The sequence below is a fragment of the Algimonas arctica genome, assembly GCF_014652695.1.
Lineage (GTDB): Bacteria > Pseudomonadota > Alphaproteobacteria > Caulobacterales > Maricaulaceae > Litorimonas > Litorimonas arctica.
On the sequence record NZ_BMZH01000022.1, the window covers coordinates 1 to 25629 of the forward strand.

Here is a 25629-nt window from a genome sequence, read left to right on the forward strand (position 1 = left end):
ATCCGAAACGCAGGCATGCTAACAACGGGATGTTGTCACCCGTCGAATTTGAGATGACAGCAAAATGAAGTAGCAAGGTGTCTATAAAGCTAGGGGCACATCAGAACGCCTTTTTGCGTGATGTCGATGTTCTCATGGAGAACAAGTCAAACTTCAGCTTATGCAATGCTGCGGTAAAAGCCGTTTGATGACTAATATGGAGCTTAGCGGTCGTAAGACAATTATTAAACTCAGGGGAGCAGCCTTTTCACTTTCTCAAATCGTGTAGTGCCGTTCACGTGGATCAGCGTTCGCTGAAAAGAAGTTTCGAAGTTCGCTTTTGCAGTTTTTGAATGAATGGCTTCCCAAGGACGGAAGATGTTGTGCGGCACCTTTGTAATCATCCAATTCAATTTTTACTTCAACCGCTGGGTTTATTCGGCAAAGTGAGTCTTTACCGATCAATAGTCCGGCTTGCCCAAGGCAATCGTGGCTTTGGAGAGAACTAGCCGTACCAAGTAAATTCAAGGCCCAACTCCGAACGCCAGCGTCCGCTGCTGGAGTCTCCAATTTGGACTGGCCGCATCCAAGTGAGAGCACTTCAATATCCCCTCTATCGATATCGTAGCAAGCCAATGTATCCGCCAGCCCCATCATCAAAGGATTGTTAGCGTAAAGACCTCCATCCCATTGAACACGGTCTTCGGCCAAACTTGCTGCGAAATAGATCGGGGCTGCAGATGTCGCTGCCACAATCGCATTCGCGGGTAGGTCCCAGTCACGTTGATAATCTGGATGATGGTCTGTTTTCCAAACATTCGGTTCAACATTCTCGTCGAATGACGGAATAACTAGACGAGCCTTACTTTCCCCGTAACTTAGGCCTTCAAACTCACGAGCTAACTTTTCATCCAGCGGACGCCTGTCACGGAACGGAACGTCTCGCGCTGCACGGAGGGCTTTCTCTGAAAATCGCTGCAGCGGAAAAATTTCCTCTCCTTCATCAAGGTAAAGGGAAAGGATGCGATCGGCTGGAATACCCAATCCAAGACCTGCGGCAATGATACCTCCCGTGGACGTTCCGCATATCATTTCCACATGATCACATATCTTGCCACCGCCTAATAAATCGCTCTCTACTAATTTCAGGATCTGCGCTGGTAAAATACCACGTATGCCGCCACCGTCGATACTTAGGATCCGAAACGGCTTCCCATTCGGCCAATGCTGTGCCTCCCGTCGATGTGAAATAGCTCCGTCGGACCTCTTTTTTGAGTATTTTTTCAACATCGTGTTCTCTCCTATGTAAATCACCGCCGCCCATCCATTTTCCTGTCACCTTCCAAAATATGTAAGGTTCGAACCAAGACGCAGCTAATTTTGCGAACTCGAAATAGTTAAAGTCTGTTTCATGCAACGACTTAGGCCAAGCGCAGGCGCTTAGCTCTTGCGTACGCAGCAAGAGTGGTGAAACCTCGCAATTTTGGATCCAAAAAAGCAGGCGTTCTGTTGGGTTCGCAATACTTGGAAGATAGGTATGAGGTACAGAATAAATCCGCCAATCTGACCACCCGTAATGGCATTCCTGCCAAAATTTGACTAATGGCTTCGACCAATGGCGCGAAACAGGTTGGTCCATAGGTGCGAACCAACTGCTCGCAGCAACCAAATCTCCGTTTGGAAGCAACAATCTCTCGGCGGAGAACATTTGAAAACCGATAACCTCGCCGTGAATGACAATCGCGATTGATATGTAAACATGACTACCGTGGCGTTCGGCTTGAGAGAACTCAAAGTGTTGTCGAATGAGATCGAGCTGACGCTCGACCTCCTTATTGGTCGGGACCACCAAAGCGACGTGCAGACGATACAACGCCGAGACCTGTAGATGACCCTCTCGGCATAACCGATGTTGAGCCAAGACCGTTGATCATCATGCGACCTGCGTCACGTCCGGCCTGTTTGCGTTCCATAACGGCATCCAATGCCTTACGAGATACAGACTCTCCGAAAAGTGACTGTAAGAGTTTGTCTCGTTTTTTTAGATCCGTCGTATCGCGAAGTATCACTAAGCCCTCTTCCATTTTCTTCATATCTGAAAGGAATATAGCTTGATCGTCAGTTCCGCCTTCAGGCCAACGGTCAGTTAAAATATCTTGATTGTAGCCGGGGTTACGGACATCGATATTCATGCCCAAATTATGCGAGGTCTCAAGTTTGCCAATGATATAACGTACGACATGGAGGGTCTCCTCCATAAGACTGTTAGTATGAGTAAAGTTGGCCTCTAAGGCGAGCGTAGCTAAGACGACCGATGGAGGTTTTCGACGTTGCTTCCGAATTGTCGTCGAAAATTGGATGTCTCGGAAACGCTTAATCAGTTGCAGAGCTACAATACGGGGGGATTTGTCTTTAAATGCCTCTGGCTCGGGCAAGGACTCGACAGCCGCTTTTTCGAGTAAAAGTTGGCGGTCGCCAAATGCTTTTGCGAGCGTTTCGTTGATCAACCGCTTCGGTTCTTGCTCCAGACGGTCGTGCACAGCGGCCTTGAAACCAACGGGGCTGATTGTCTTATGATAGCTTTCGTCGTGTCCACTTTCAGCCTTGTAATGAAACAAGTTCATAATCGGATATTTTTCGTCATCGTGGGTGACTACAACGGGCATCAGGTCCACAGTCGAACCATCTTCATAGTGAACTGTGGCGCATCGTGAATTCGGCTCGACTTTACACCCGCGATAAGTTTCGTCGGAGTCATCGCCTCCACGCGTTAACGCCATAATTAATCTCTCTTGGACGACACGAGGGTTTTCGTCAGGTGCAATATCGAGGATAACGATGCCGTCGACGTCAGGCATATTTTCCAAGACTAGTCCACGGATCGCGGCGTGTATCGCGTTCGATCCAGATGGTTTGACGTCGCTGACTAAATCTTCGAACGGGGACCCGGGTCCGTCGACAAATTTAGCGAGACCTTCGTATCGACTCTTATTATTCTCGTTTTCGGTTTTTGTAAGTTGAAGTTGGCGAGCTACTTCGATCAGGTACTCGTCTTCAGCTTCTAAGCCATCAATAATTTGTAATCCCACGAGTAATGTTCCTTTCGACATATTTGAGAACGAAATGGGAACGAATTTCTCGAATTCAAGGGTTTACGCCCGCTAAGGCGATCAACCCAACAAGCCCGTCCCGTCCACGCACCTATCAGGTTAGCGACGCGGGTCCCCGGGACCCGACGCAGACATCCTTTTCCGGGCGGCGTTAATCTGATCTATTCCACTATCACACCCTACCCCTCGTGACCCGGTGAGAGACGCCCTAATGAGCGTGCAGAGATGGGGGTCAGCCTCTCTCGGGCGAGCTCGTCGACGCGCGCGCATAGAGGGGGCCTACCTATATGCGGAGGCGTCCCGTCCCGGGTACACGGGAGCGCGATGAGGCGATGCCGGGCGATGATCATAGCGGCGACGGCCCGATGCCCCTCCGTCGCCCGCTCCGCGCTCTCGGTGATTGGCTAGTCGAAGAAGTGTTCCAAAATGATTGGGATGACGATTCCCATCAGAATGAGCTGAATCATGCGCCTGCGCCACCAATGCGATAGGCCGCGTCCAGCTTCGCCACGGCATCGGCCCCGCCTCGCACGGCCTGCGTGTAGTGTCCCAGTGTCACTTGTGCGTTGGCATGACCGACGATTTTAGCGACCAGCCCGACTTCAACACCTTCCGCTTGAAGGTTCGATACAAAGGCATGGCGAGCGGAATGCGGCGTGACGTAAGGCACGCCTGCTGCCGTCAAACCCGGCTTCCAGAACCGTGTCAGCCAATTCGGGTAAAGTAGCTGCCCACCGCCGCCCATTCGAGGCCGTGGCCAAGGCTGCACCTTGCCAAGGCCCGGAAACACCAAGTCGAGCTTTCCGTCCTTGCGGGTGCAATTCAGGCGATGTTGCAATAGCATTGACCGCAGGCGCGGCGACATAGGCAGGTCACGGGTACCCGCGTCGGTCTTCGTAGTGGCGTAGATTTGGCCGGTCTGGTCCTGACTTCGATGAATACGGATGATGTTTTGATCGAAGTCCACGTCTTCCCAGCGTAGCGGCAGTTGTTCCGAAGGCCGTGTCCCCGAGAGGAAAGGAAAAGCATAATACATCCCGCGCACCGGGTCGCCGTCGGCGTGATCGAGCAACTGGGCAATATCATCCGGCTTGAGTAGCGTCTTCTTCGGCTTGGACCGGGCTTTAATGATCTTCGGCATGGCGGGCGGACGATAGTTATAGTCTTCTGCACCCAGCTCTAAAGCCGACCGCAGCATGAGCTTGGCGCGCTTGGCCGAATGAGCACCAACTTCCTTTTCAATGAGATTGTACCAGCGGCGGATTTCAGACGTCGAGAGGTCCTGAATTTTGATGTCGGCTAACAGAGGAATAAGCTTAGCCCCTTCCGGCATGATCCCGGACCGCGTGTGGTCCGACCTCTGGCGCGGCGTCGCGTGGCGCAGAAGGGGTCCGAGGATGAGCGGACGGACGCTCAGGTGGTGTCGCATCGAGTTTGGCCTGATCTTCCCCTCGCGTGCAGACAACCATAACTCGACGACATCCGCCACGGTGACATCTTCCCGCTGGGCAAAATACTCGCCGCTTCGGATGTCGACAATGAGGTTCTGTTTGAAGGCCTCCGCGTCGCGGCGCTTCTCAAAGAATTTCTGGGCGCGCTTACGGGTCTCGGGGTCGTTGAAATTGACCACGTAGCGGATTTGTTCTGTCGTTGATCCGTCCTTGAGCTTTCGCCTGCGCGTCCGGCGGGTGATGTTGATAGACTGGCTCATAATCGGGCTCCTATGATTATTAGCCCGCAGAAAAACACAGCGAAAATTGCCCCGCAATTATTCGCGGTAACCACGACTGTAACCGAGCGCAGCGACCATGCACTCCGACTATGTTTCAGATATTCTTGATATGATCGGACGGCCCCCTCGTGGATATTGAGGGCAGGGCGACGATCATCTTGCTTAGCTAAATATCGGGATTTCGAGCGGGATCGTGATAGTCGAACGGACTTGCCGTAACGCCCGTCTAAAACGACAACGAGCGCCGTCATAGCTTGCCGCCGGAAAACTGGCATCGACCCAGCGCCCGGCCTTTCGCCGCGCAATATACCCCATAGGGGACGAGGTATAAATGGTAGGGGTGCAATCAGGGACCCATCATTCCACGAAGTCGCATGTTCCGTTATGGTGTTAGTATGGAAGTTAGGCATGCCCATCCGGCTCCGCTGATCATAGGGTATTGAATGTAGAGGGTGTAGACAGTGTAGCTGCGGCACGGGATGCCATGCCGCGTGGCGCGCGCGCCAGTCGATGATGGAGAAGGTCGACATCCGCCTACACCGCCTACACTGTCTACATTTGACTAGAACTCACGGTTAGGCGCATCATCTTCATGATAGTCGACAGTACCGTCAAAGCGGATCTGAATGCGACTGCCTGTGTTTTGCCGTGGAAGTTTTTCAACGACGATCCCTGCTTTTTTCAGGGCAGGGGACAGTTTCGAAAGTTCAGATGACAATCGGCTGCTTGACGTTGGGAAAAATGGATCACGGCTTTCGTTCGCACCCACGTCAATCAGAGCTTGAAGAAGCTCCGCGTGTCCACCTGAGAATTGGCCGTCACTTTTTTTGAGAAGCTTGATTATGCCTTGTCCCAATGCCGAGTCGATAGCGACACGGCCCATTGTTTCGTTTTGACTCTGCCTCATCGCATTGACAAAAGTTCCCTCTACCAACCCGAACGCAGGTTCAGCGGCTGCCACCCATTTCGCGGCGTCAGACATGCGGATGCCTTTTGGCGTTGCGGTTGTGGAGTGATTTTTCAAAGCCATCACAACCGCGTCCATGAAAACTCCTAAAACGCCGGGGAGCATGGCTTCCAGCGCGGCGTTAAGTTCTTTCTCGGTTTTACGTTTATCCGGGTCCATCGCGGAAAGGCTCATATGGATACCGCGTTCCAACAAGTCGGGATTATAAGCAAACCCTCCAATTCCGTTGATGATGAAGGGGCGGCAGACATTGAAAATCATAAGATCGTCATCGGTATGAAGCATTCGCGTGGCAAACCCACCGCCAGTCGCAATTGAACACAGTGTATTTGACAGAGCCTGTTTCACACCGGACGCGTTGTCGAAGATGATAAGGAAGAACTTTGATGCTTGAATCATCAAGTCCCGATCGCTTCTCGGGAAGCGCAACTTTTCGACTTGGTTCGGGTCGGTGATGCGTTTGATGACCGTACTTAAGAAGCTCTTTCCGCTACCCTGCTCCCCGTCAATCATTAGGGAGAAGTATGGCCCATCGGGCCGAAATACATTCAAGATAAAGGCGAGAAAGCAATGCCAGACGTGATCCTCGCGGATGCCCAAAAGGTTTCTCAGGCCCTCTAAGTTCCCACCCTTCGTTGGCGTCGGCAACGCTCTATATCCCTCGCGGCGCAAAAACATGACTTGGCTTGAATAGCCAACGGTCCAACCATCCTTTGTGCAAATAATAATGGAACGCTTCTCATCACCTATATCGACGACGACATCCTCACCTTCCCAAGCAACCCGAAGCTTAAACTCGTGATGTTCGCCCTCAAATATGGCGATGGAATCGAGGGTGTTTACGAGATCTGAAAGGTCATTGCTTCTCGGGCTAGACTTGAACTGCTCATACAATACTCGCCGCACGAAGAGCTTGCCGCGTTTACTGTTAATGACAAAAACATCGTGGCCACCGTCCAGAATAGGTACTTGAAGGCAGCCCTTATCATCCTGATTTTTAATGAGGTTGATGTTGTTGGCGGTAAAAAATTCTATGAGCAAATCAAATTGCGTCTTCCTTTTTTGCTTGGGTGCGTCCGAATGTTCCAGTGCCCATTCAAGCATTCCTGGAACTTCGCGCAGAGTATCGCCGCCATAGTCGGGCGGTAGACAGGCCGCGACGATACTTACAACAAGGTCTGGGTCCTTCGTGTATTTCGATAGGTTGGCGACAAATTTTAACGCTGGATCATGCGTGTCTTCGCCTTTTAATAACGCGGGGACATGCTCACACGTGGCAATTTCTTTGATGAGTTTGATAGATGTTTGGGATTGCATTTTATGCTCCAATTCTGGGTAGTAGGCTGAAGTCGACCTCGTGAAGAGGTGTGCCGATCCAGCGGTAAGGTTGGTTAGTGTCGGGATGGATTGTTGGCGGGATGACGCAGAATGTTTTATTGAATAAACACTCAACGACCTGCCCGTACTCGGCCCCTGCTTCGCCTTTGACCTTGAACTTGCTATTAGGCAGATCGCCCATGACACGAACAAAGATGACCGCCCCTTTGGAACCTATTCGGCCCGAAACGATCTTGCCGAGAAGGCCCTCCATGGGGCGGACATAACTATCGTGGTCAATGTCCAGTGCGCCAAGACGACCCCCGCCGGGCAATGGAGTCCCCATGCGAAGGCCAATGCCAAAGGCTCGATACTTGTCGTCCCAACTCTCAACAATGCGTTGTCCGATCTCCGTGTCCGGCTTCTGCCATCCACGAAGTTTTGCCGCTTTAGTTCCCGGCGTAACGGGGCGAGGCTCAAGGCCTAGCGCCCGGTAAATGTGTGCCCATTCATTATATATACGGTCAGACATTGCGGCCCCCGGGGTTAAAATGGGGGCGGTCACCTATGTTGTCGTGACGGCAAAGATAAGGAAATCCCATTTCGTCATTACGAATAGGGAGTTGGCCGCTTATGAGTGCGTCATGGACCGCCCTTAGGGACACGCCTTTCATGTTTGCGAAGTCCTGGAGGGAGCAAGGGCTACACATCTGCGCCACCTCCAGTCTGGAGACGTTTAACTTCTGCGAGGACCTCAGACGGCCTCACGAGCCGCCGATTACCTACAAAAGTATAGGCTGGGACAAGGCCGTCCCGTATAGCTCGACGAACTGCATGAGGTTTTAACCCATGCTTTTCGCAAAATTTCGGAACCGTCATGAGACGTTCCGCTGATTTATCTTCGTATTTGGTCATAATTTTCTTTCTCAATTTAGAATTGAGATCGAAGGCCTTCGACCGTGGCCATGATTTAACTGATAGAGAATTTCAGCATAAGGTGATTGCTAGCCACCCTAGGGAGGAAATTTAGTAATAGTCCTTCAAATCGACGCTAGGTATCTGAATTCCATTAGAACTTTTCTCCAAGAACAAATTTTTTGCGCGAGGGTTCTTCTTAGTATTTGTATTCTTAGTGATAACGCTTGAGAACTTGAGCTCGTGATCAGAGGACCCGGTCACAGACAATCCTTGAAAAGATCGATTGCTCACTAGCGCCTTAAACCATGCGTGAGAAAACAGTTCTGGAGGCTCAATTTCCCCAGTCAGTATCATGGCGATCACCTTCAGGATTTCAGAGTTGGCCTCCTTAACACCGTGTTCGTAGTCTGCGCTCAGCTTTGCTTTAAAATGTAAATACCATTTCAATTGAGGGTCTTTACTTTTCTTTCGCCCAGCGATGGCTTGTTGATCCTGCACAACGTCATGACCCTGAGCAAAATAGGCAGAGCTGACAACGCCAGCACACTCGCAAAACATACCCCATTGTTGAAAGAACGAAGGCGAGAGCTCTTGCTTCTTTATACTATTATGAATGGCCTGTATGAGACCGCGTCCGCATTCAAATGCGCGTTCCAGTCCTTCATGGTCATCGGATTTTCTGAATTGGATTAGGTTCCAAGAGCGAACTTCAAAACCGATCTCTCGATCATGCCAACGAGGGTATGTTTCGTGTACAGCCTCGTCCCGGGTTTCCAAGCGCATGACTTCAAAATAATCTCTGAGGTCACTGAAGCGGTCTGAGATTTGCGACCAAATTTCATCGTCTGAGGGTGGTTGCAGATGATTCAGATAGTTCGGCGAGCCGTCAGCGTGTTTCATCCCTTCAATTTAGGCGTTTTGGCCGACAAGAATAGTCACTTTATTGACAAGAAGGCTCTATGATTTTCTATAAAGGCGATTGGGAGATGGTCAACGTGACGGCGGTGACGCTGGTGACGGCGTTTTTTTATCATTGCTTCGATGGCCGGGCGTTTCCTCGGGCCTCTATTCACTCCTAATTTTGTCGAGCAAAACGGTCGATAAGGTCAGGAGCAGGTCACTTTCCTGTTGGAGAAGATACAGATACACCGCAAGATGTAACTGAAAGGGCTGTTGAGTATCTAAATGGATAAGAAAAATAAATTAGGACTTTCAGAGGCTGATGTCCGCGCTCTGTTTATCACCCCCGCGATCCGCAATGCAGGGTGGGACGATGAGACCCAAGTTCGCCGTGAGGTAACGCTGACTCCCGGCCCAATTATCGTTCGTGGCAACCTATCTTCAAGAAACAAAAAGAAGAAGAAGTTTGCTGATTACGTTCTTTACAAGGATTTAGGCACGCCTATCGCCGTAGTTGAGGCTAAGGAAAACAAACACACTGTCAGTAGCGGAATGCAGCAGGCACTTGGCTATGCTGAGATAATGAATATTCCCAGTGCGTTTAGCTCAAACGGCGATGCCTTTGCGTCTCACAACAAGGTGCCCGCCGCAGGCAAGAACATCGAGACAGAGTTCGGTATGAGCGACTTTCCCGCACCACAAGAGCTTTGGAATCGCTATAAAAACTTTCGCGGCATTAAAGATGATCATAGCGAGCTAATCCAATCACCTTACTACGTGGACTCGTCGGGTAAAGAACCGCGCTACTATCAGACGGAAGCCATTAACCGCACGATTGAGGCCATAGCCAAAGAACAAAACCGCATATTGTTGGTTATGGCCACAGGGACCGGCAAGACATACACGACTTTTCAAATCATATACCGTCTGTGGAAGGCTCGCCGCGCAAAGCGGATATTATTCTTAGCTGACCGGAATATCTTAGTAGACCAAACGTTGGTGAACGACTTTAAGCCTTTTGGCAGCGCGATGACGAAGATTAAGAACCGTAAAATCGATCCGTCGTATGAAATTCACCTTGGCCTATACCAATCGCTTACAGGACCCGATGAGGCAGACAAGGCTTTCAAGACTGTGTCTCGGGACTTCTTCGATCTAATCGTTATCGATGAGTGCCATAGAGGCAGTGCCTCAGAAGACTCCGCCTGGCGGGAAATATTGGAGTATTTCGACAGCGCTATCCAACTCGGGTTAACCGCAACGCCGAAAGAAACAACATACGTCTCCAGCAGCACTTACTTCGGTGAGGCCATATACACTTACACCCTGAAAGAAGGCATACAGGACGGATTCTTAGCACCTTACAAGGTGGTGAAGATAGATATCGATAAAGACGTGCTGGGGTGGCTGCCTCCGCCGGGTATGAAAGACGATCTTGGTGAAGACGTCGAAAACCGCATTTACAATCAGAAAGATATGGACCGCATCTTGGTCTTAAACAAGCGCACTAAGTTGGTCGCCGAGACTGTGATTCAATTCTTGCGCGAGACTGATCCTTTCTCAAAGACGATCATATTCTGTGAAGATATCGATCACGCAGAGCGAATGCGCAAAGCCATTGTTAATGCGGCAGGTAAACTTGCCGTCGATAACCCTAAATATGTCATGCGAATCACCGGTGACAGTGTAGAGGGCAAGGCCGAGCTCGACAATTTCATCGATCCTGAGAGCAAGTTTCCGGTCATTGCGACCACATCGGAAATGCTCACGACTGGCGTAGATGCCAAAACGTGCAAGCTCATAGTCTTGGACAAAAACATCTCATCCATGACTAGCTTCAAGCAGATTATCGGACGGGGCACCCGTGTAGATGAAGAACACAACAAATGGTTCTTCACCATTATGGACTTCAAGAAAGCTACAGAGCTTTTCAAAGACTCTGATTTCGATGGCGAGCCGGTTGTTATATTTAAGCCTGAGGGTGGCGAGAGCCCGGTTCCACCAGATGGCACACCTCCGGATGACGGAGACGATGACGACGGAGATGACACACCCGGCGTTCGCAAAATCAGACTTGGGAAAGTCGAAGCGCGCATTATTGCTCGCCGTATTGAGTATTATGGCCCTGACGGAGAGCTCATCACAGAGTCCTATCGTGACTACGCCAAAGGTAAAATCACTGAAGAATATCAATCCCTCGATCAGTTCCTGAAACGATGGAGTGAAGCCGATAAGAAGACAGCCATCATCAAGGAACTTGAAGAGCACGGCATCATTTTGGAAAATCTCGCGGAAGAGTCGGGTCAAGACTTGGACGCCTTCGACCTCTTGGCGCATATTGCATATGATGCTCCGCCTTTGACCCGCAAAGAGCGCGCAGAAAACGTCAGAAAGAGGAATTATTTTGCCAAGTATGGCGATAAGGCAAGGGCTGTCTTAGAGGCGCTGCTGGAAAAATACGCGGACCAAGGCGTTCAAACTATCGAAAACACCAAGGTCCTAAAACTCGACCCCTTTGCAGATATTGGGACGCCCGTTGAGATCATTCGCGATGCCTTTGGAGGCAAATCAGGTTACGAAGATGCCATTCGCGATCTTGAAAACCAGATTTACAAAGAAGGCTGATTTATGAGCAATGTCTCCGGCATTATCAAAGCGATCCAAGACATCATGCGCAAAGACGCCGGTGTAGATGGTGATGCACAGCGTATCAGTCAGCTAACGTGGATGTTCTTTCTTAAAATTCTCGACGACCGCGAGGAAGAACTCGAAATCTTAGACGATGACGGCATGTTTAAATCCCCAATTCCGGAGCATCTACGCTGGCGAAATTGGGCGGCCGATAGTGAAGGCATCACAGGTGAAGCGCTGCTGGACTTTGTAAACGCGCAGCTTTTCCCAGCCTTACAAGACAAGATGCCAATTCAAGGCGATGTCGGCAGACGCGGACAAGTCATTCGCGACGTCTTTGAAGACACCTTTAATTATATGAAGTCCGGCCAATTGATGCGCCAGGTCGTCAACAAGATTAACGAGATTGATTTCAATAGCTCCAATGACCGTCACATGTTCGGCGACATCTATGAGCAAATTCTGCGCGATCTTCAAAGTGCAGGCAATGCAGGTGAGTTTTACACGCCGCGCGCCGTCACCCAATTTATCGTTGATCGGGTCAATCCACGCCTTGGTGAAAAAATCTTTGACCCCGCCTGCGGGACGGGCGGCTTCCTTGTGAATGCTATCGAGCATATCAGGGACAATGACGTTAAGTCCTCAGGTGATGAAGCCAAACTGGCCAAGTCGATTTCGGGCGTCGAGAAGAAACCGCTCCCCTATATGCTCTGCGTCACAAACGCGATTTTGCATGGAATCGACACACCAACAGGCATACGCCACGATAATACCCTGAAACGTCCCTACAAGGACTACAGCGACAAAGACCGCGTTGATGTTATCATCACCAACCCGCCCTTCGGCGGCATGGAAGAGGACGGGATAGAGAACAATTTCCCAACCACTTACCGTACGCGCGAGACGGCTGACTTGTTCATGGCTTTAATCATAAGGCTTTTGAGGAAACATGGCCGCGCAGCGGTTGTTTTGCCAGACGGTTTCTTCTTTGGTGAAGGCGTAAAAACTAGACTCAAAGAGGCGCTGCTGACGGAGTGTAATCTACATACAATCGTGCGCCTGCCCAACAGCGTCTTTGCGCCTTATACAAGCATTAAGACTAACATTCTGTTCTTCACTAAAGGCGAAGTAACCAAGGATATTTGGTTCTATGAGCACACCTTACCCAAGGGCGTGAAAGCCTATAATAAAACCAAGCCCATGAAGTTTGAAGAAATGAAGCCGTTGATCAAATGGTGGGGTGATGAGTCAGACGGGTTCAAGGACCGCAAAGAAACCGTGCATGCTTGGAAGGTCACGGCTGAGGACATTGAAAAACGAGGCTATAATCTAGATCTGTCAAACCCAAATAGAGTTGAAGCCCGCAAACGAACTCCTGATGAAATCCTACCTGAGTATAAACAGGCGCGAGAAAACATAGTAACCATTCAAGCACAACTGAAATCTATTTTAGCCGAAGCGTTGGCGACGTAATGGGGTTGGATGCGATTGATCACTTAGATGTTTGGGTGGGGGCAACGGAACATAAACCAAACCGTGGCCGAGGAGCGAAATCGAAAAAGTCTGACCTCGGTCTAAACGGAATGCGACAGTTATTAATTAGCTTAGCGGTCAGGGGAAAACTGACGCATTCTTTGCCGTCCGACAGCGATGCCGGGGCACTCTTAGCCTCAATAGGGGTTGAGCGACTAAACTATGATGAGTTCAAAATACAGAAGACCGCTACTACAAACATCGGCAGTGATCCTGGCCTTAAATCAACATGGTTGGCAACCAATTTGGGTAGTTGTATTCTCGGTCATTTAGGAGGTGGAACCCCCTCGAAAACCGTGTCTAAATACTGGAACGGAGATATCCCTTGGGCCAGCGTAAAAGATATTGGCAAGGAAAAATACGTTACATGCACTCAGGATAGCATTACATGCGAGGGTCTTGCGAACAGTTCCTCTAACTTAGTTCCTTCTGGCTGTTTGATAGTTGTTACGAGAATGGGTTTGGGCCAGCTTTCAATCAATAGGGTTGATTTGGCTATCAACCAAGATTTGAGAGCTCTTTTTTTGCCGAGCTCTATTGACTCAGAATTCATGTATTTATTGATGAAAGATCAAGTCATCACAGGCCAAGGGTTAACGGTTAAGGGGATTAAGTTGCCCGACCTGCTTGGACTGAAGTTTTCTCTTCCCCCGCTTGAAGAGCAACAACGAATCGTCGCTAAGGTCGATGAGTTGATGGGGTTGATTGATGATTTGGAGGCGCAGACAGAGACCGCGCGCGAAAGCCATGCTGAGCTCGTCGACGCGCTCCTTCGCACCCTAGTCGAAAGCAAGGACGCAAACGTCCTAACCCAAAACTGGACTGCCCTCAGCACCCATTTCGATGCACTGTTCACGACAGAGGGGAGTGTTTCGAAGTTGAAAGCAACCGTTCTCGACTTGTTAACGAAGGGATATTTTAGCAGAATTAACGATAGCACTTGGAAAACATGCCGGTTATCAGAAATCGCAGATTTACAGAGTGGAATGGCATTTAAAAGTTCTGTTTTTTTGAAACAGGGCAGCAATCAGGTAATCCGGATGAGTAATATGAGTCCTGGAAAATTACGCCTGAAAAACAATGCGGTTTTTATCTCTGAACCAGATGCAGATGAATCGAAAAAAGTAGAGCTGGCTACCGACGACATAATAATGTCAATGACAGGAACCAAAGGAAAACGAGACTACTTATACTCAGTAAAAATATCTGAAGAGGTATTGAATGATCGGAAATTGTTCCTGAATCAGCGCATTTGCAGGATACGCTCAAAGACTTGCCTGCCCGACTATTTGTTATTGTCATTAACCTCAAATTTTGTGCTCGATCCTGTCTTTGACAACTCTACCGGAACGGCTAATCAAGCAAATGCCAGCATGAAATCACTAGGCGGAATGACTATTCCTGTTCCTGAAGTGAGGGAACAGAAGCGACTGGTAGATATATTCGAGAACTTACTGGCTCTTTGCGATGACCTCCTCAAAAGCATCCGCACCTCAGAATCCCTTAAAGTCGAACTCGCCGAGAGTGTTGTGCACCATGTGAGTGTTTCTTAATGCGGCTCAAAAGCGTCAGAATTCAGGGGTATAAGAACCTTTCCGACCTAACCATAACCTTTGATGGCCCTGAGTTCATCGACATTTTGGTGGGAAAAAACGGCTCCGGGAAGTCCAACTTCCTCGAGGCTATCGTTGAGGCATTTGATCACCTCTATAATCTGAAAAAACACATCTCGCCGCCAACATTCTCGTATCATATTTCCTGGGAGATTGCGGGAGTCGAATACGACGTGAGTTGGGACGGCATTGAACTTCGCCCTTCAAAAGGCGGAAAAACCCTAAAGACTTTGCGGACGTTCCAGCTCCCCGACAACATCATTATCTACTACTCGGGTCAGAACGAGACGATTACGGATCTGATACGCCGCTACCGCAACGCCTATCGCCGCAGCGCCGGACGAAAAAGCGTGGCCAGCCTACCCAATTTCATCGGTATCGGGCCGGACTACAAATCGACATTGCTAGCGCAAATGCTTATGCTGCCCGAAGACAATCCTGCGCGCCAGATATTGTGTAAGAAGCTCGATATTCAAGAGATCATGGAGACGGCAACGCTTGTTTTAAGGCGTCCATCCAATGTCGCCAAAAAGAAATATTTTGACCCGTTTGAGGAAGATAACGCTTATTGGGGCGCAAAGGGCGTTACCTTCGACTTTTTGGAAAAACTTAAAGGCTGCATACTTAGCTTTGATACTCTTGGCTCTTTGTATGACCGAGAGGCGGACCAATACAATTTACCGATCAATATAGAAAAGTTCAGGCAGGTGTTCGCTGACACGACAGATGACGATGTTTTCTGTCTATTCAACACACTTCGGGCGTTTGATATGATCGAAGACATCTATATTCCAATCAGGCTTGCCCATGCTGCCGAAGTGTCTTCAAAGGCGTTCAGTGACGGTCAGTTCCAATCAGTCTACCTCTTCGCAATATCGGAGCTCTTCAAAAGCCGCGAATGCCTAACGCTGTTGGACGAGCCTGATTCTTTTCTACATCCTGAATGGCAGTTCGAATTTCTAGAGCAAATGAAGCAAATCTCGGACCAGGCCGCGTGTTCTAACCATTTCCTAATGAGCACACATAGCGCATCAACTATAGCCGCCAATGTCGAAACCCGCCTTAGGGTCTTAGAGCGCGGCGATGACGGTGTCGTGGCCAGCGAAAGAGATAAATCGGAGGTCATTACCGATCTATCAGCCGGGCTTATCACATTTACCGAAGACGAATTACGCCTCGATATAGAGCAAGTCATACTCCACCATGATAGCCCTATATTGTTCACTGAGGGTCCAACGGATAGGTTGATCCTTAAAACAGCATGGGCAAAACTCTTTCCGGACGAAAATATGCCATTCGTAATTGAAAGCGGCAACGGGTGTAAGTTCCTTCGGTTTCTATTCAAAGATGAAACCTTTAAAGAGGCGCATCACGGCCGCACTCTTTTTGCATTGTTTGATTTCGATAAAGCTTATGATGATTGGTTTCAGTTCGGCACGCTCATGCAGGAGGATTTGGCCGCAGGGTTGGTAAAACGTCGGGAAAACAGTCAGCACTACGGAATGCTACTACCGGTCCCGGACATTGAAATCGTCCGGCGTCAGGTCATCAACGATGCTGGCGACCACTATGGTAACCAATCTCTGATGACGATTGAGCACCTGTTTTATGCATGTCCTGAAGTTAAGGGGCGATTTCGCCAAGTGATGAATAGGCAGGGTAATTTGATTGAATTCACTGCGGCGGCAGGAAGAAAGCGTGAATTCGCGGAGGTGACTATTCCGACTATTGACAGGCTATATTTCGAACCACTCCGCCCTATATTCGATTTCATCTCAGATACTATTTCGCCGTGACCGTTTACGAAAGAGACTTAGTGGGAGATAAGTTTGTTTAAAGTTATTGATAAAAACTGGAAATCTGAGTTCACTAAGGTTGATTTGCAGGCTGAAGGTCGCCTCAGAATAGTCAGCCCCTTTGTAAAGCTGAAGGCTGCAAAGATTCTTATCGATGCCGTTCGCCCGTCGGATATTCAGGTCATCACAAGGTATAACCTTGAGGACTTCTACAAGGGCGTGAGCGACATTGAGGCTCTAGAGTTCTTAATATCCCAAGGTGCAGAAGTTCAGGGCATAAGCAAGCTACATTCTAAGCTCTACATTTACGGTGACAAACACGCCTTGGTGACGTCAGCAAACCTCACATGTGGTGGAATGCAGACTAATTTCGAATTCGGCTGCGGGTTAGATGATGGAGCCCTGATAGCGTCTTGCCACGACTACTTCGATTGTCTCTGGGACGAGAACGAACCCATCCTGTCGTATGACAATACGAATGAATGGAAAGACGTCGTCGAACGCAAAAAAGTCGCCGGGGGCAGCAAGAAGCCTGGCGACGGTGATGCCTTGCCGGATTTAGGTCGCCAGCTTACCACACAAAAACCCCCAAATCCCTCAGTGCCTACGTCCCAAAACGACCAACCGGAGTTTTTAGAAAACCCACTGGAATTTCAATCATTCGTAAAGTTTCTGGGCGAGGGGACCAACAGAGTGCTAAGGTCGCGAACGACATTTGAGGAGTTAGAAAGTTCCGGAGCGCATTGGTCCTTGGGATATCCGAACAGTAAAACACCGCGTCAACCACAAGACGGAGACGTAATGTTCGTCTCAAGGATGGTGTCTGATCCGAACGATATTATCATTTTCGGACGCGCCTTGAGTATAGCCCATGACGAAGTTCGGGACGTTGCCACGCCTGAAGACATTGCTGTTCATGACTGGCGGTCGATATGGGGCAAGTATATTCGTGTCTACGATGCGGAATTTCTTGACGGTGAAATAGGCGGTGGCGTTTCACTTCGTGAGTTAGAGGCAAAGTTTGGGCCAAATACCTATATGTCAACGCAACGGAACCTCATTGAGGGACATGGGAATCTCAACCCGTTAAAAGCTTACCAACAGGCTCCCGGAGTACAGCTAACGGATGTTGCCTATGAGTGGCTAAACCAAAGGTTCGAAGAGCAAAAAACACATCACGGAATTATCGGGGAAGAAGAGATTGCGACTTTGCACATTCCAACCAAACCACCCTCAAAATACCCAAGAGAATTCCAAATTGAGCTCAAGAAGACATACTACAAAAACTCTTACTTCAATCCGCCCGTTCAGCATGGCGTTGCTTTGGCAAGCAGCCCTATTGACTTGTTCTTAGGCACCACAAGAATTCATTCGAAAGCCAAATCGACGAGGTATGCCGCGAATAGAAATAACCCTAGGATTTTCACGGACGAAGTGTTTCAAGATTGGAAGTTTGCAAATTTCAAGGTTGGCGACGTTCTGCGAGCTACAATGGAGAGTTCTAATGCCATTTGGCTGAAGCAAGATAATTCTTCGCCTGCATGACAGGAGTTTTAGAAATTCCGTTTTGGAAAGCGTACCTAACGTACTTAGGCTGGGCTGGGGAACAATGGGTGATATAAAACTATTCGACGTTCAAGGGTTAAATGTAACGGCTTTGCCGTCGACGATTTTGAAACTTGAAAAGCGGTTGCAAACGATATTTGAACAAAATCTCGAAATATTGTTGGGCGTTCGATTTCTTGCCAGTGAGTTTCCAACTCAGGATGGGCGCATGGACACACTTGGTATCGATGAGAACGGCTATCCCGTGATCATAGAGTACAAGCGACAGAGTGATGAGAATGTTATCAATCAAGGTCTATTTTACCTCAATTGGTTGATGGATCACCAGGCAGCGTTTGAGCTAATGGTTCGAGATACACTAGGCACGGATGTAGCTAAAACGATCGACTGGTCCGAGCCACGGCTGATTTGCATTGCAGGTGATTTTAAAAAATATGATCTTTTCGCGGTAAAGCAGATGCCTCGAAATATTGAATTGATCCGTTTTGCATTATTTGATGACGATAAGCTTCTCCTTGATCAGCTCACATCCACGTCAGGGGAATCTGCAAACGCAAAAGCGAAGTCAACTATCGGGGTGACGCTATATAGGACTGTTTCTGAAGATCTTGCCGCGGCGAATGACACGCTGCGGAACCTCTATGCAGATGTCGACGCAGCTCTGATGTCTCTCGGCGATGATGTCCAACAACGAGCTACAAAATTCTATTTTGCGTATAAACGCATCCAGAATTTCGCTTGTATGGAAGTGAAACGTAATGTCGGCACTGGAGTTATTCGACTTTACTTAAAGGTCGACCCCGACACTGTCGAACAGAACAAAATCTTCCGAGATGTGCGTGAAGTTGGCCATTTTGGTACTGGAGATTTAGAAGTTACGATTACAAGTGTAGATGACATTGATATCGTGATGCCGTATATCAGAAAAAGTTACGAAGGTTCATGATGAGTTGAATTTTCGACAGTGGCCCTCAGTCAGGTAGTCTGATGTGCCCCTACCTTTGCAGCCACTTTGGTCCGTAAAAGTGGAAGCAAGGAGCATCCCATTGTGGTCCCCGACTTCATTTCCTCTAGTGAAAAATCACTAGCGGAGACGATCCTACGGTTACCTTGTGGTTACGAGTTCTTGAGCAATCTTAATTCAAGTGAATTTCACGATATTTCAGAAAATTTCAGGAATACCCTCGAGCACAACTCCCGGTTTTCGAGTGCGTATTTGCTTCAGTTTCGTTACCAATTGTCGATTGTAGTCCAGTAAGCAAACATCCCAATTTATCATTTCCCAAGCTGAATGTCGTGGGTTCGAATCCCATCGCCCGCTCCAGTTGTTTTGAAGAATATCAACCTTAAATCATTGATTATATTGGGTTCCTTAGGGAACCCTTTTCTTTTGACTTGAGATCACCTCAAAACTGAGTAACAAAACGGGATACTATTGCGACACTGAATGGAGCGGTCATGCGCGACGAGGACCGACACATCATGAACCGGCGTGGCCGGCTGTATTACATGCGCCGCGTCCCAAAGCGGTTCCAATCTTACGACTCCCGCACCTTCATTCGAACCTCTCTCAAGACAAAGAGCTGGGAAGTCGCCCGGATGCGGCGCGATGCCCTCGAAAAGGCTGATGACGACTTCTGGACAACGACCGCCTATTCGATGGGCGAGACCGATGATGCCGATACGCGTCGTCGGGTGCGCTCAGCGATAGACCGCCAGTATGCGGCGGCGTGTTCCCGCGCCATGGCGCGAGGCTTCGTCTACGCGCCCGTAGAGCGCCTTGTGGAGACTGTAGGGCTCAGCGAGCTCATGGACCGCATTGAAGCGGTTAGACAGGTCAGTCAGGGCACACCTGAGCCGTTTGTCAAAGCGGAGGCCGTAGCAATGTTGGGCGGTGTGCCTCTGCCAGCAGCCAAGGTCTCGGATGCCTTTGAGCGGTACTGCGATGAGATTGCGCTAGGAGATCTCGCAACAAAGTCCCCCTACCAGAAACAGCTTTGGCTTAAGACCAAGCGACGCGGGATTCAGTATTTCATTGATCTGGTTGGCGATAAGCCGATGCGAGAGATCGAACGGGCAGACGGTCTGGCTTACCGCAAGTGGTGGGCAGGACGGATTGCCCCAGCCAACGGGGCTAAGCCCGTCAAAGCAAACACGGCTAATCGCGATATCGGGAATATGCGTGTTTTATACTCATCCTACTTTAATCACATCGGTGAGGAGGATCGTCCAAACCCGTTCCGAGGATTGTCGTTTAAGGACGACGCCAAGAAGACGCGCCAGAATGCAACGCCGCCGTTCGAGACAGATTGGGTCCGTGACCGGATCCTGGTGCCTGGACTGTTTGACGATTTGAATGAGCAGGCACGCATGATCCTCTACGCGCTCATTGAGACAGGCTGCCGTCCCAGCGAAATTGCGAACCTCCAACCAGAGCATATTCGGCTTGATGTTGCGGTCCCCCACATTAGGATTACGCCGACGGATAGTCGCGAGATCAAAACCCTTTCGTCCATCCGTGAAATTCCTCTTGTGGGCGTCTCGTTGGACGCCATGCGGCAAGCGCCCAACGGGTTTCCACACTATTACGACCGCAATGATCTTCTTTCGCAGGCCTTGATGAAGGCGTTTCGAGCGCGGGATCTGTTTCCCACCAAACGTCACCGCATTTACTCGCTCCGTCATTCGTTTGAGAAGCGCATGATTGAGGCAGAGATTGATACAGAGCTCCGCAAGATCCTCATGGGTCATGCGGACGAGAGGCCTAAATATGGTGATGGGGGGTCGCTCGCCTTCAGGCGCGATCAGCTTCTGAAGATCGCGCATCCATATTCTGTGGGCGTCTTTCACAAAAAGAATTGATGGGAATAGGGCCCACGTTGAGGCTCTAACTTTCTATCGTGAGGAAGCCAGCTTCGGGGCAAAGCGGCCATCCCGCGAGAGGCTTAGAACGCTCAAAATAAGTCACTCGTTGAGTAATGAAAAATCAGTATTCGAAAGTTGCTTAATTTGCTTTTTTATTAGAACCCAGATGGAGTTGTGAATTCGCCCTACACCTTTCACCTAAGAACATTCTCAAATCGCTCTCATTGATCAAAATTCGAAAAGACCGCTATCTAAATAAAGTCTATGTGATATTCTATCAAAATGAAAAATGAAGACCAAGATCATCAGGAATGGACCCGCAAGAAAACATCGCAAATTATGATCGAGTTATCTGACCTTTCGCAAGAAGATGCCATATCACTAGAATTAATGCTGAGATATCTGCGCGGACGAGCATTTGGTATGGTAATGATATTGATGGCTATTCTTAGTCTTCTCCCCAATCTTTTTGGGCATGCGATTCTAACTGGATTATTACTCCTAATTTTAGGCGTGCAAATGGCAATGGGTTTATCAGAAGTAAAGTTACCTAAAAAGGTTTTGGCTTATTCGTTTTCAAGAACAAAGATAAAATCTGTCATGTATAAGACGGCCCCAAAAATTGCTAAGATAGAGGCGGTGTTAAAGCCTCGCTTCGTTTTCATGACAGAAGATTTAGGCCGAAGGCTAATTGGAGCCGTTATCATACCTTTATCTGTTCTTATTATGCTGCCTTTTCCGCTCACAAATTTTTGGCCAGCATTATGTATTTTGGTCTTATCCCTTGGCATCATTGAGAAAGACGGTTTAGCAGTTGCCATAGGACTGATAATGTCCCTTGGCGCTGTACTCGTTGTCAATCAGATAATAAAAATATTGATTAGTTGATGAGACCGCCACTGTGTCAGACGTCACCGACTGTGGCACAGAATTAGGGCGGGGCTAAGTGAGCCTTTTGGAATTACTAGACAAGTTACGCAAACGACTTATCTTGGCTGTTTTCTCTAACAACTATAACTTAGAAAAGTGTACGCGACGATGTTTGTAGATTTTGCATTTATTATCCTTGGACTTTTACTTCTCGTAGGCGGAGGAGAAGCCATTGTTCGCGGCTCGGTGTCTGTTGCCGACCGCTTTGGAATGTCAAAGGCGCTCATCGGTGCAACCTTAGTTGGATTCGGCACCTCACTACCAGAATTTGTTGCAACCTTTGGGGCGGCCGCTCAAGGCGCAGACGGAATAGCCTTTGGGAATGTGCTTGGGTCTGACATCGTCAACCTTCTGTTTATTCTGGGTCTTTGTTCACTTATCTACCCAATGGTAACACCGAAAGAGGGTCTCAAGCGCGATTTCTTTTTTGTTATGATAGCGAGTGTGGCTTGTTTGGTGGCCATTGTGCTAGGAGGTATTTCCCAGATATTCGCAGCCATTTTGTGTGTGCTGTTCTTGATTTATATCCTCAACATTTTTCGATCCGACCGTGAAGGCCTTGAAGGCGACATTCCAGAAGTGCGATACCCTCTGCCAATTGCTGCAATATTCGTCGTGATAGGCATAGCTTTACTGGTTGGTGGTGCGGGTGTTCTTATTAAAGGGTCCGTAGGTGTAGCGACAGCGTTTGGGGTTTCAGAAGCCATTATAGGAATTACAATCGTCGGTGTTGGCACGTCAGCACCTGAGCTTGCTGCATCTCTTGTGGCGAGCGTGAAGAAAGAAAATGCCATTGCATTCGGTAATATTGTGGGATCGAATATCTTCAATGTCTTTGCCGTTTTAGGTATTACGGGCCTGATATTCCCAATCACAGTAAGTTCCAATTTCTCGATATTTGATGGACTTGTGTTGGTTGCTGCGACTGCAGCCATGTTTGGTTTCGCTTTAACTAAAGGTAAAATCAGCCGCTTAGAAGGCGCGGCGTTGACTTCCGCATATATTGTCTATCTTGTCTGGCTAATTATTCGGGCAACAGCTGCTGCGTGATATAGTTTAAAGGCCCGGAATAATGGTTGACGTCAGCCTTGGCTTAGAGTTGAGGTTATAAACGCTCAAAGATAGTTTGAATTCCAGTGTCTTATAATCGCCCCACAGCGGCCCCTCAGTTCAGAGGCTTCAAACGCCCAGTTTAAGACAGTGAGCTAATTTTATTCACGCAATTTTTAACGAAGACTTGACGAAACGTGTTATCGAAAATTTCGATAAAAGGAAACGAAATGAAAAAAGTCGCGACTTTAACCCTAATATTGCTAATTTCAGCATGTTCTCAGGACCCTGTTTCAACCGCAACCGACCCCGACCCAATTAATGCCGTAAATAGCTCAACAACTGACTGGCTCTATCTCGGGCAAGAACCGCCGGGCTTGATTCCTGAAGCTTTCGCTCCCGGCATTGTTACGACAGAGGATTATGAATATAGCGGTGTCTTCACTCCTGATATGAAAGAGTTCTATCTCAGTAGAGAGGGCGGTAAATATGAAAAAATGACTTCTACCGTTTTTCAATACAAAAATAATCAGTGGCAGGAATCCGTTATATCGCCCAGGATGGGGCGACCCTTTTTCTCTCCTGATGGTAAGACCATGCACTTGGGTAAGCGGTATAAGGAGCGCACCGAAGCCGGATGGTCAGAGGTAAAAAGCCTTGGATCCCCTTTCAAAGACGTGCCGATCATGCGCCTTACGGCTTCCTCTAAAGGTACTTATTTTTTTGATGAGTTCAAACCTGATTTTACTGGTTCTATTCGTTATTCACGATTAATAGATGGAAAGCATGAAGAACCGAAACTGCTCAGCAAAAAAATTAATGGCGGAAGAAGCTTCCACCCCTTAATCGCGCCAGATGAATCCTACCTTATATTTGATGGTGAAAGAGAAGGCGGATATGGCGATTCTGACATCTATATTAGTTATCGACAGCAAGATGGCTCATGGGGCGATGCCATTAATATGGGTGACAAGATAAACACAGGAGCTTCGGAAGCGTTTGCGAGCGTGACGCCAGACGGAAAATATCTTTTTTTTACTCGGAATATGGGCTCTGACAAGTACGAAAATGTAGATATTTTCTGGGTGGATGCTCAGATTATTGAGAACCTCAGAAGCAAATAATAACCTGAGTACATTAAGCTAAGTGATATGTTTCATTCACTTGCGTCAAATTCACCGCCCAGCCAGTGTCTTAAAATCGCCTCAAAACGGCCTCCCATTATATTTCCAGGGCCTCCGAGATCTGCAGAGCATCTTCAAGTTCGATGCCGAGATAGCGGATAGTACTCTCAATCTTCGCGTGGCCTAGGAGCAATTGCACAGCCCTAAGATTGCCAGTTTTCCGATAGAGCTGTGCGACTTTGGTTCTGCGGAGTGAGTGTGTTCCATATTCAGAAGCCTTGAGCCCTATCTGACTGACCCAACTGTCGACAATGCGATGGTATTGCCGTGTGGAAAGATGATCACTTCCTTTATTGCGACTCGGGAATAGTGATCATCGTTGGAAAGCCCTACGGTTTGAACGTGAGAGATCAGCGACGCGGCTGTGAGCTTCGTGATTTCAAATTGAACAGGTCGCGAGGTTTTCCGTTGGATTACCATGGCTCGTTCGCGGATGGACCCTGCAGAGAAGACATCAGACACTTTAAGACTGACCAGATCACAACCCCGAAGTTTGCTATCAATGGCAAGGTTTAGGAGTGCGAGATTTCGTGCTTCCCCAAGCATTTCCAACCTTGCCCTAATTGCCCAAACTTCTCTCGGGCGGAGGGGACGTTTCTGACCTCTAGGGGCTCCGATCTGGCTATTACCAAAGATCTTGTTTGTTAGTGTCTGTGACATGGTTTTCTCCAAAATCCATGTCCATGCGACGCTTGGGCCACAAGCTTCCCAAACGTGATAAGTGGTGACACTGAGTGGTGAGTCAGCGGCCGTTCTGGGGCGATTTTAAGCCGCTCAGACGCTCTCCGAACGCCATATTTAGTCTGTCTCATGCTTCACTCCATAAGGATGGAGGTGAGCAAAGTCTCCCTTAGCCCTAGCTTAAATCTGTACCATGAGCGCTGACGTCAGACAGTGATACCTACCAGTTGGGAGGTTTGGAATGGCTAAAGGTATCGTTGCCATGTTGGTGGCGAATTGGGTCTTGAGCTTGGCGGACTAGGGTAAATGAAGTTATCTACCTAAGCGGAAGCAGTGACAACTTTATAGTATTTGTCGCCCCTGCAAGCAGACTGCAGAGAATTTTTTATCTCCAACCTAGAATTTACACGAATGGATATATATGCTTACGTCTATAAATGCTCTCTAAGCACGCGAAATATTGATGACAAGGTGATGATTTTCCGCACCATATTAAAGGCTATTTTATTAATTGCCTTTTTATACGGCATGTACTCTACGACAGCGGCTGCCCAGATCGGGTCCAGTGTCGCCTATAAAGAAGGCGGAAAATTCAACGCCGTCCTTTATCCTTTGATAGCCCCTCCCTCTGACGGCTTCATGCTTCAAGCCGAGCTCGACTTTACATGGTGGTCATTGCTGGGGCAGCCCGTCTATTATAATATTTTTACGTGGGAAATTCACGATACCATTCAAGTTGACTTGGGTGGAAACAATGATGTGCCCCTAGCTTTATAGACACCTTGCTACTTCATTTTGCTGTCATCTCAAATTCGACGGGTGACAACATCCCGTTGTTAGCATGCCTGCGTTTCGGA

Annotated in this window: 17 protein-coding genes and 1 pseudogene; 11 read left to right on the forward strand and 7 right to left on the reverse strand. The window is 48.6% G+C overall.

The annotated features are described in order from the left end of the window. Positions 1 to 255: 255 nt before the first annotated feature. The 6 genes from IE105_RS14515 to IE105_RS14540 all read right to left on the reverse strand — a co-directional run bounded on the left by IE105_RS14515 (position 256) and on the right by IE105_RS14540 (position 8923). Complete coding sequence (locus IE105_RS14515) at positions 256 to 1269, reverse strand: patatin-like phospholipase family protein (protein WP_189499616.1); 1014 nt, start codon at positions 1267 to 1269, stop codon at positions 256 to 258. Between the two features lie 542 nt (positions 1270 to 1811). Beyond that, positions 1812 to 3068 (reverse strand): nucleotidyltransferase family protein, encoded by a 1257-nt coding sequence (locus IE105_RS14520; RefSeq protein ID WP_189499617.1) that lies wholly within the window; start codon positions 3066 to 3068, stop codon positions 1812 to 1814. Positions 3069 to 3552: 484 nt separating this feature from the next. Then, positions 3553 to 4800, reverse strand: coding sequence for a site-specific integrase (locus IE105_RS14525; RefSeq protein WP_189499618.1), 1248 nt, complete (start codon positions 4798 to 4800; stop codon positions 3553 to 3555). A gap of 583 nt (positions 4801 to 5383) precedes the next feature. Beyond that, entirely contained in the window at positions 5384 to 6892 is a 1509-nt protein-coding gene (locus tag IE105_RS14530) for an AICE element replication initiation protein (protein ID WP_189499619.1), read from the reverse strand. A 214-nt stretch (positions 6893 to 7106) separates the two neighbouring features. Continuing rightward, positions 7107 to 7637, reverse strand: coding sequence for a bifunctional DNA primase/polymerase (locus IE105_RS14535; RefSeq protein WP_189499620.1), 531 nt, complete (start codon positions 7635 to 7637; stop codon positions 7107 to 7109). A 494-nt stretch (positions 7638 to 8131) separates the two neighbouring features. After that, positions 8132 to 8923, reverse strand: a complete 792-nt coding sequence (locus IE105_RS14540; protein WP_189499621.1) for a hypothetical protein — start codon at positions 8921 to 8923, stop codon at positions 8132 to 8134. A 285-nt stretch (positions 8924 to 9208) separates the two neighbouring features. Here IE105_RS14540 and hsdR point away from each other — a divergent pair, with 285 nt between their 5' ends. The 10 genes from hsdR to IE105_RS14590 all read left to right on the forward strand — a co-directional run bounded on the left by hsdR (position 9209) and on the right by IE105_RS14590 (position 24031). After that, positions 9209 to 11548, forward strand: coding sequence for an EcoAI/FtnUII family type I restriction enzme subunit R (gene hsdR / locus IE105_RS14545; RefSeq protein WP_189499622.1), 2340 nt, complete (start codon positions 9209 to 9211; stop codon positions 11546 to 11548). A gap of 3 nt (positions 11549 to 11551) precedes the next feature. Beyond that, positions 11552 to 13027, forward strand: a complete 1476-nt coding sequence (locus tag IE105_RS14550) for a type I restriction-modification system subunit M (protein WP_189499623.1) — start codon at positions 11552 to 11554, stop codon at positions 13025 to 13027. Further along, positions 13027 to 14640 carry a restriction endonuclease subunit S gene (locus IE105_RS14555; RefSeq protein ID WP_189499624.1) on the forward strand — a complete coding sequence of 538 codons (1614 nt, stop codon included), beginning with the start codon at positions 13027 to 13029 and terminating at the stop codon, positions 14638 to 14640. The genes IE105_RS14550 and IE105_RS14555 overlap by 1 nt, the downstream gene beginning before the upstream one ends. After that, the gene (locus IE105_RS14560) at positions 14640 to 16496 is read left to right on the forward strand and encodes an ATP-dependent nuclease (RefSeq protein WP_189499625.1); all 1857 of its coding nucleotides are present in this window, start codon (positions 14640 to 14642) and stop codon (positions 16494 to 16496) included. The genes IE105_RS14555 and IE105_RS14560 overlap by 1 nt, the downstream gene beginning before the upstream one ends. Positions 16497 to 16529: 33 nt before the next feature. After that, positions 16530 to 18041, forward strand: coding sequence for a phospholipase D family protein (locus tag IE105_RS14565; protein ID WP_189499626.1), 1512 nt, complete (start codon positions 16530 to 16532; stop codon positions 18039 to 18041). A gap of 64 nt (positions 18042 to 18105) precedes the next feature. Further along, positions 18106 to 19008 (forward strand): DUF5655 domain-containing protein, encoded by a 903-nt coding sequence (locus IE105_RS14570; protein WP_189499627.1) that lies wholly within the window; start codon positions 18106 to 18108, stop codon positions 19006 to 19008. Between the two features lie 512 nt (positions 19009 to 19520). Further along, positions 19521 to 20924 carry a site-specific integrase gene (locus tag IE105_RS14575; protein ID WP_189499628.1) on the forward strand — a complete coding sequence of 468 codons (1404 nt, stop codon included), beginning with the start codon at positions 19521 to 19523 and terminating at the stop codon, positions 20922 to 20924. A gap of 285 nt (positions 20925 to 21209) precedes the next feature. After that, a complete protein-coding gene (locus tag IE105_RS14580) occupies positions 21210 to 21815 on the forward strand; it encodes an exopolysaccharide biosynthesis protein (RefSeq protein WP_189499629.1) in 606 nt (201 codons plus the stop codon). 150 nt (positions 21816 to 21965) lie between these two features. Then, complete coding sequence (locus tag IE105_RS14585) at positions 21966 to 22907, forward strand: calcium/sodium antiporter (RefSeq protein ID WP_189499630.1); 942 nt, start codon at positions 21966 to 21968, stop codon at positions 22905 to 22907. Positions 22908 to 23137: 230 nt separating this feature from the next. Continuing rightward, entirely contained in the window at positions 23138 to 24031 is an 894-nt protein-coding gene (locus IE105_RS14590) for a TolB-like translocation protein (RefSeq protein WP_189499631.1), read from the forward strand. Positions 24032 to 24128: 97 nt separating this feature from the next. On the opposite strand, the pseudogene IE105_RS15725 reads toward IE105_RS14590, so the two are convergent. After that, positions 24129 to 24751 (reverse strand): annotated as a pseudogene (locus IE105_RS15725) (tyrosine-type recombinase/integrase). A 432-nt stretch (positions 24752 to 25183) separates the two neighbouring features. On the opposite strand from IE105_RS15725, the gene IE105_RS14600 reads away from it, so the two are divergent. After that, positions 25184 to 25549 (forward strand): hypothetical protein, encoded by a 366-nt coding sequence (locus IE105_RS14600; RefSeq protein WP_189499632.1) that lies wholly within the window; start codon positions 25184 to 25186, stop codon positions 25547 to 25549. Positions 25550 to 25629 lie beyond the last annotated feature (80 nt).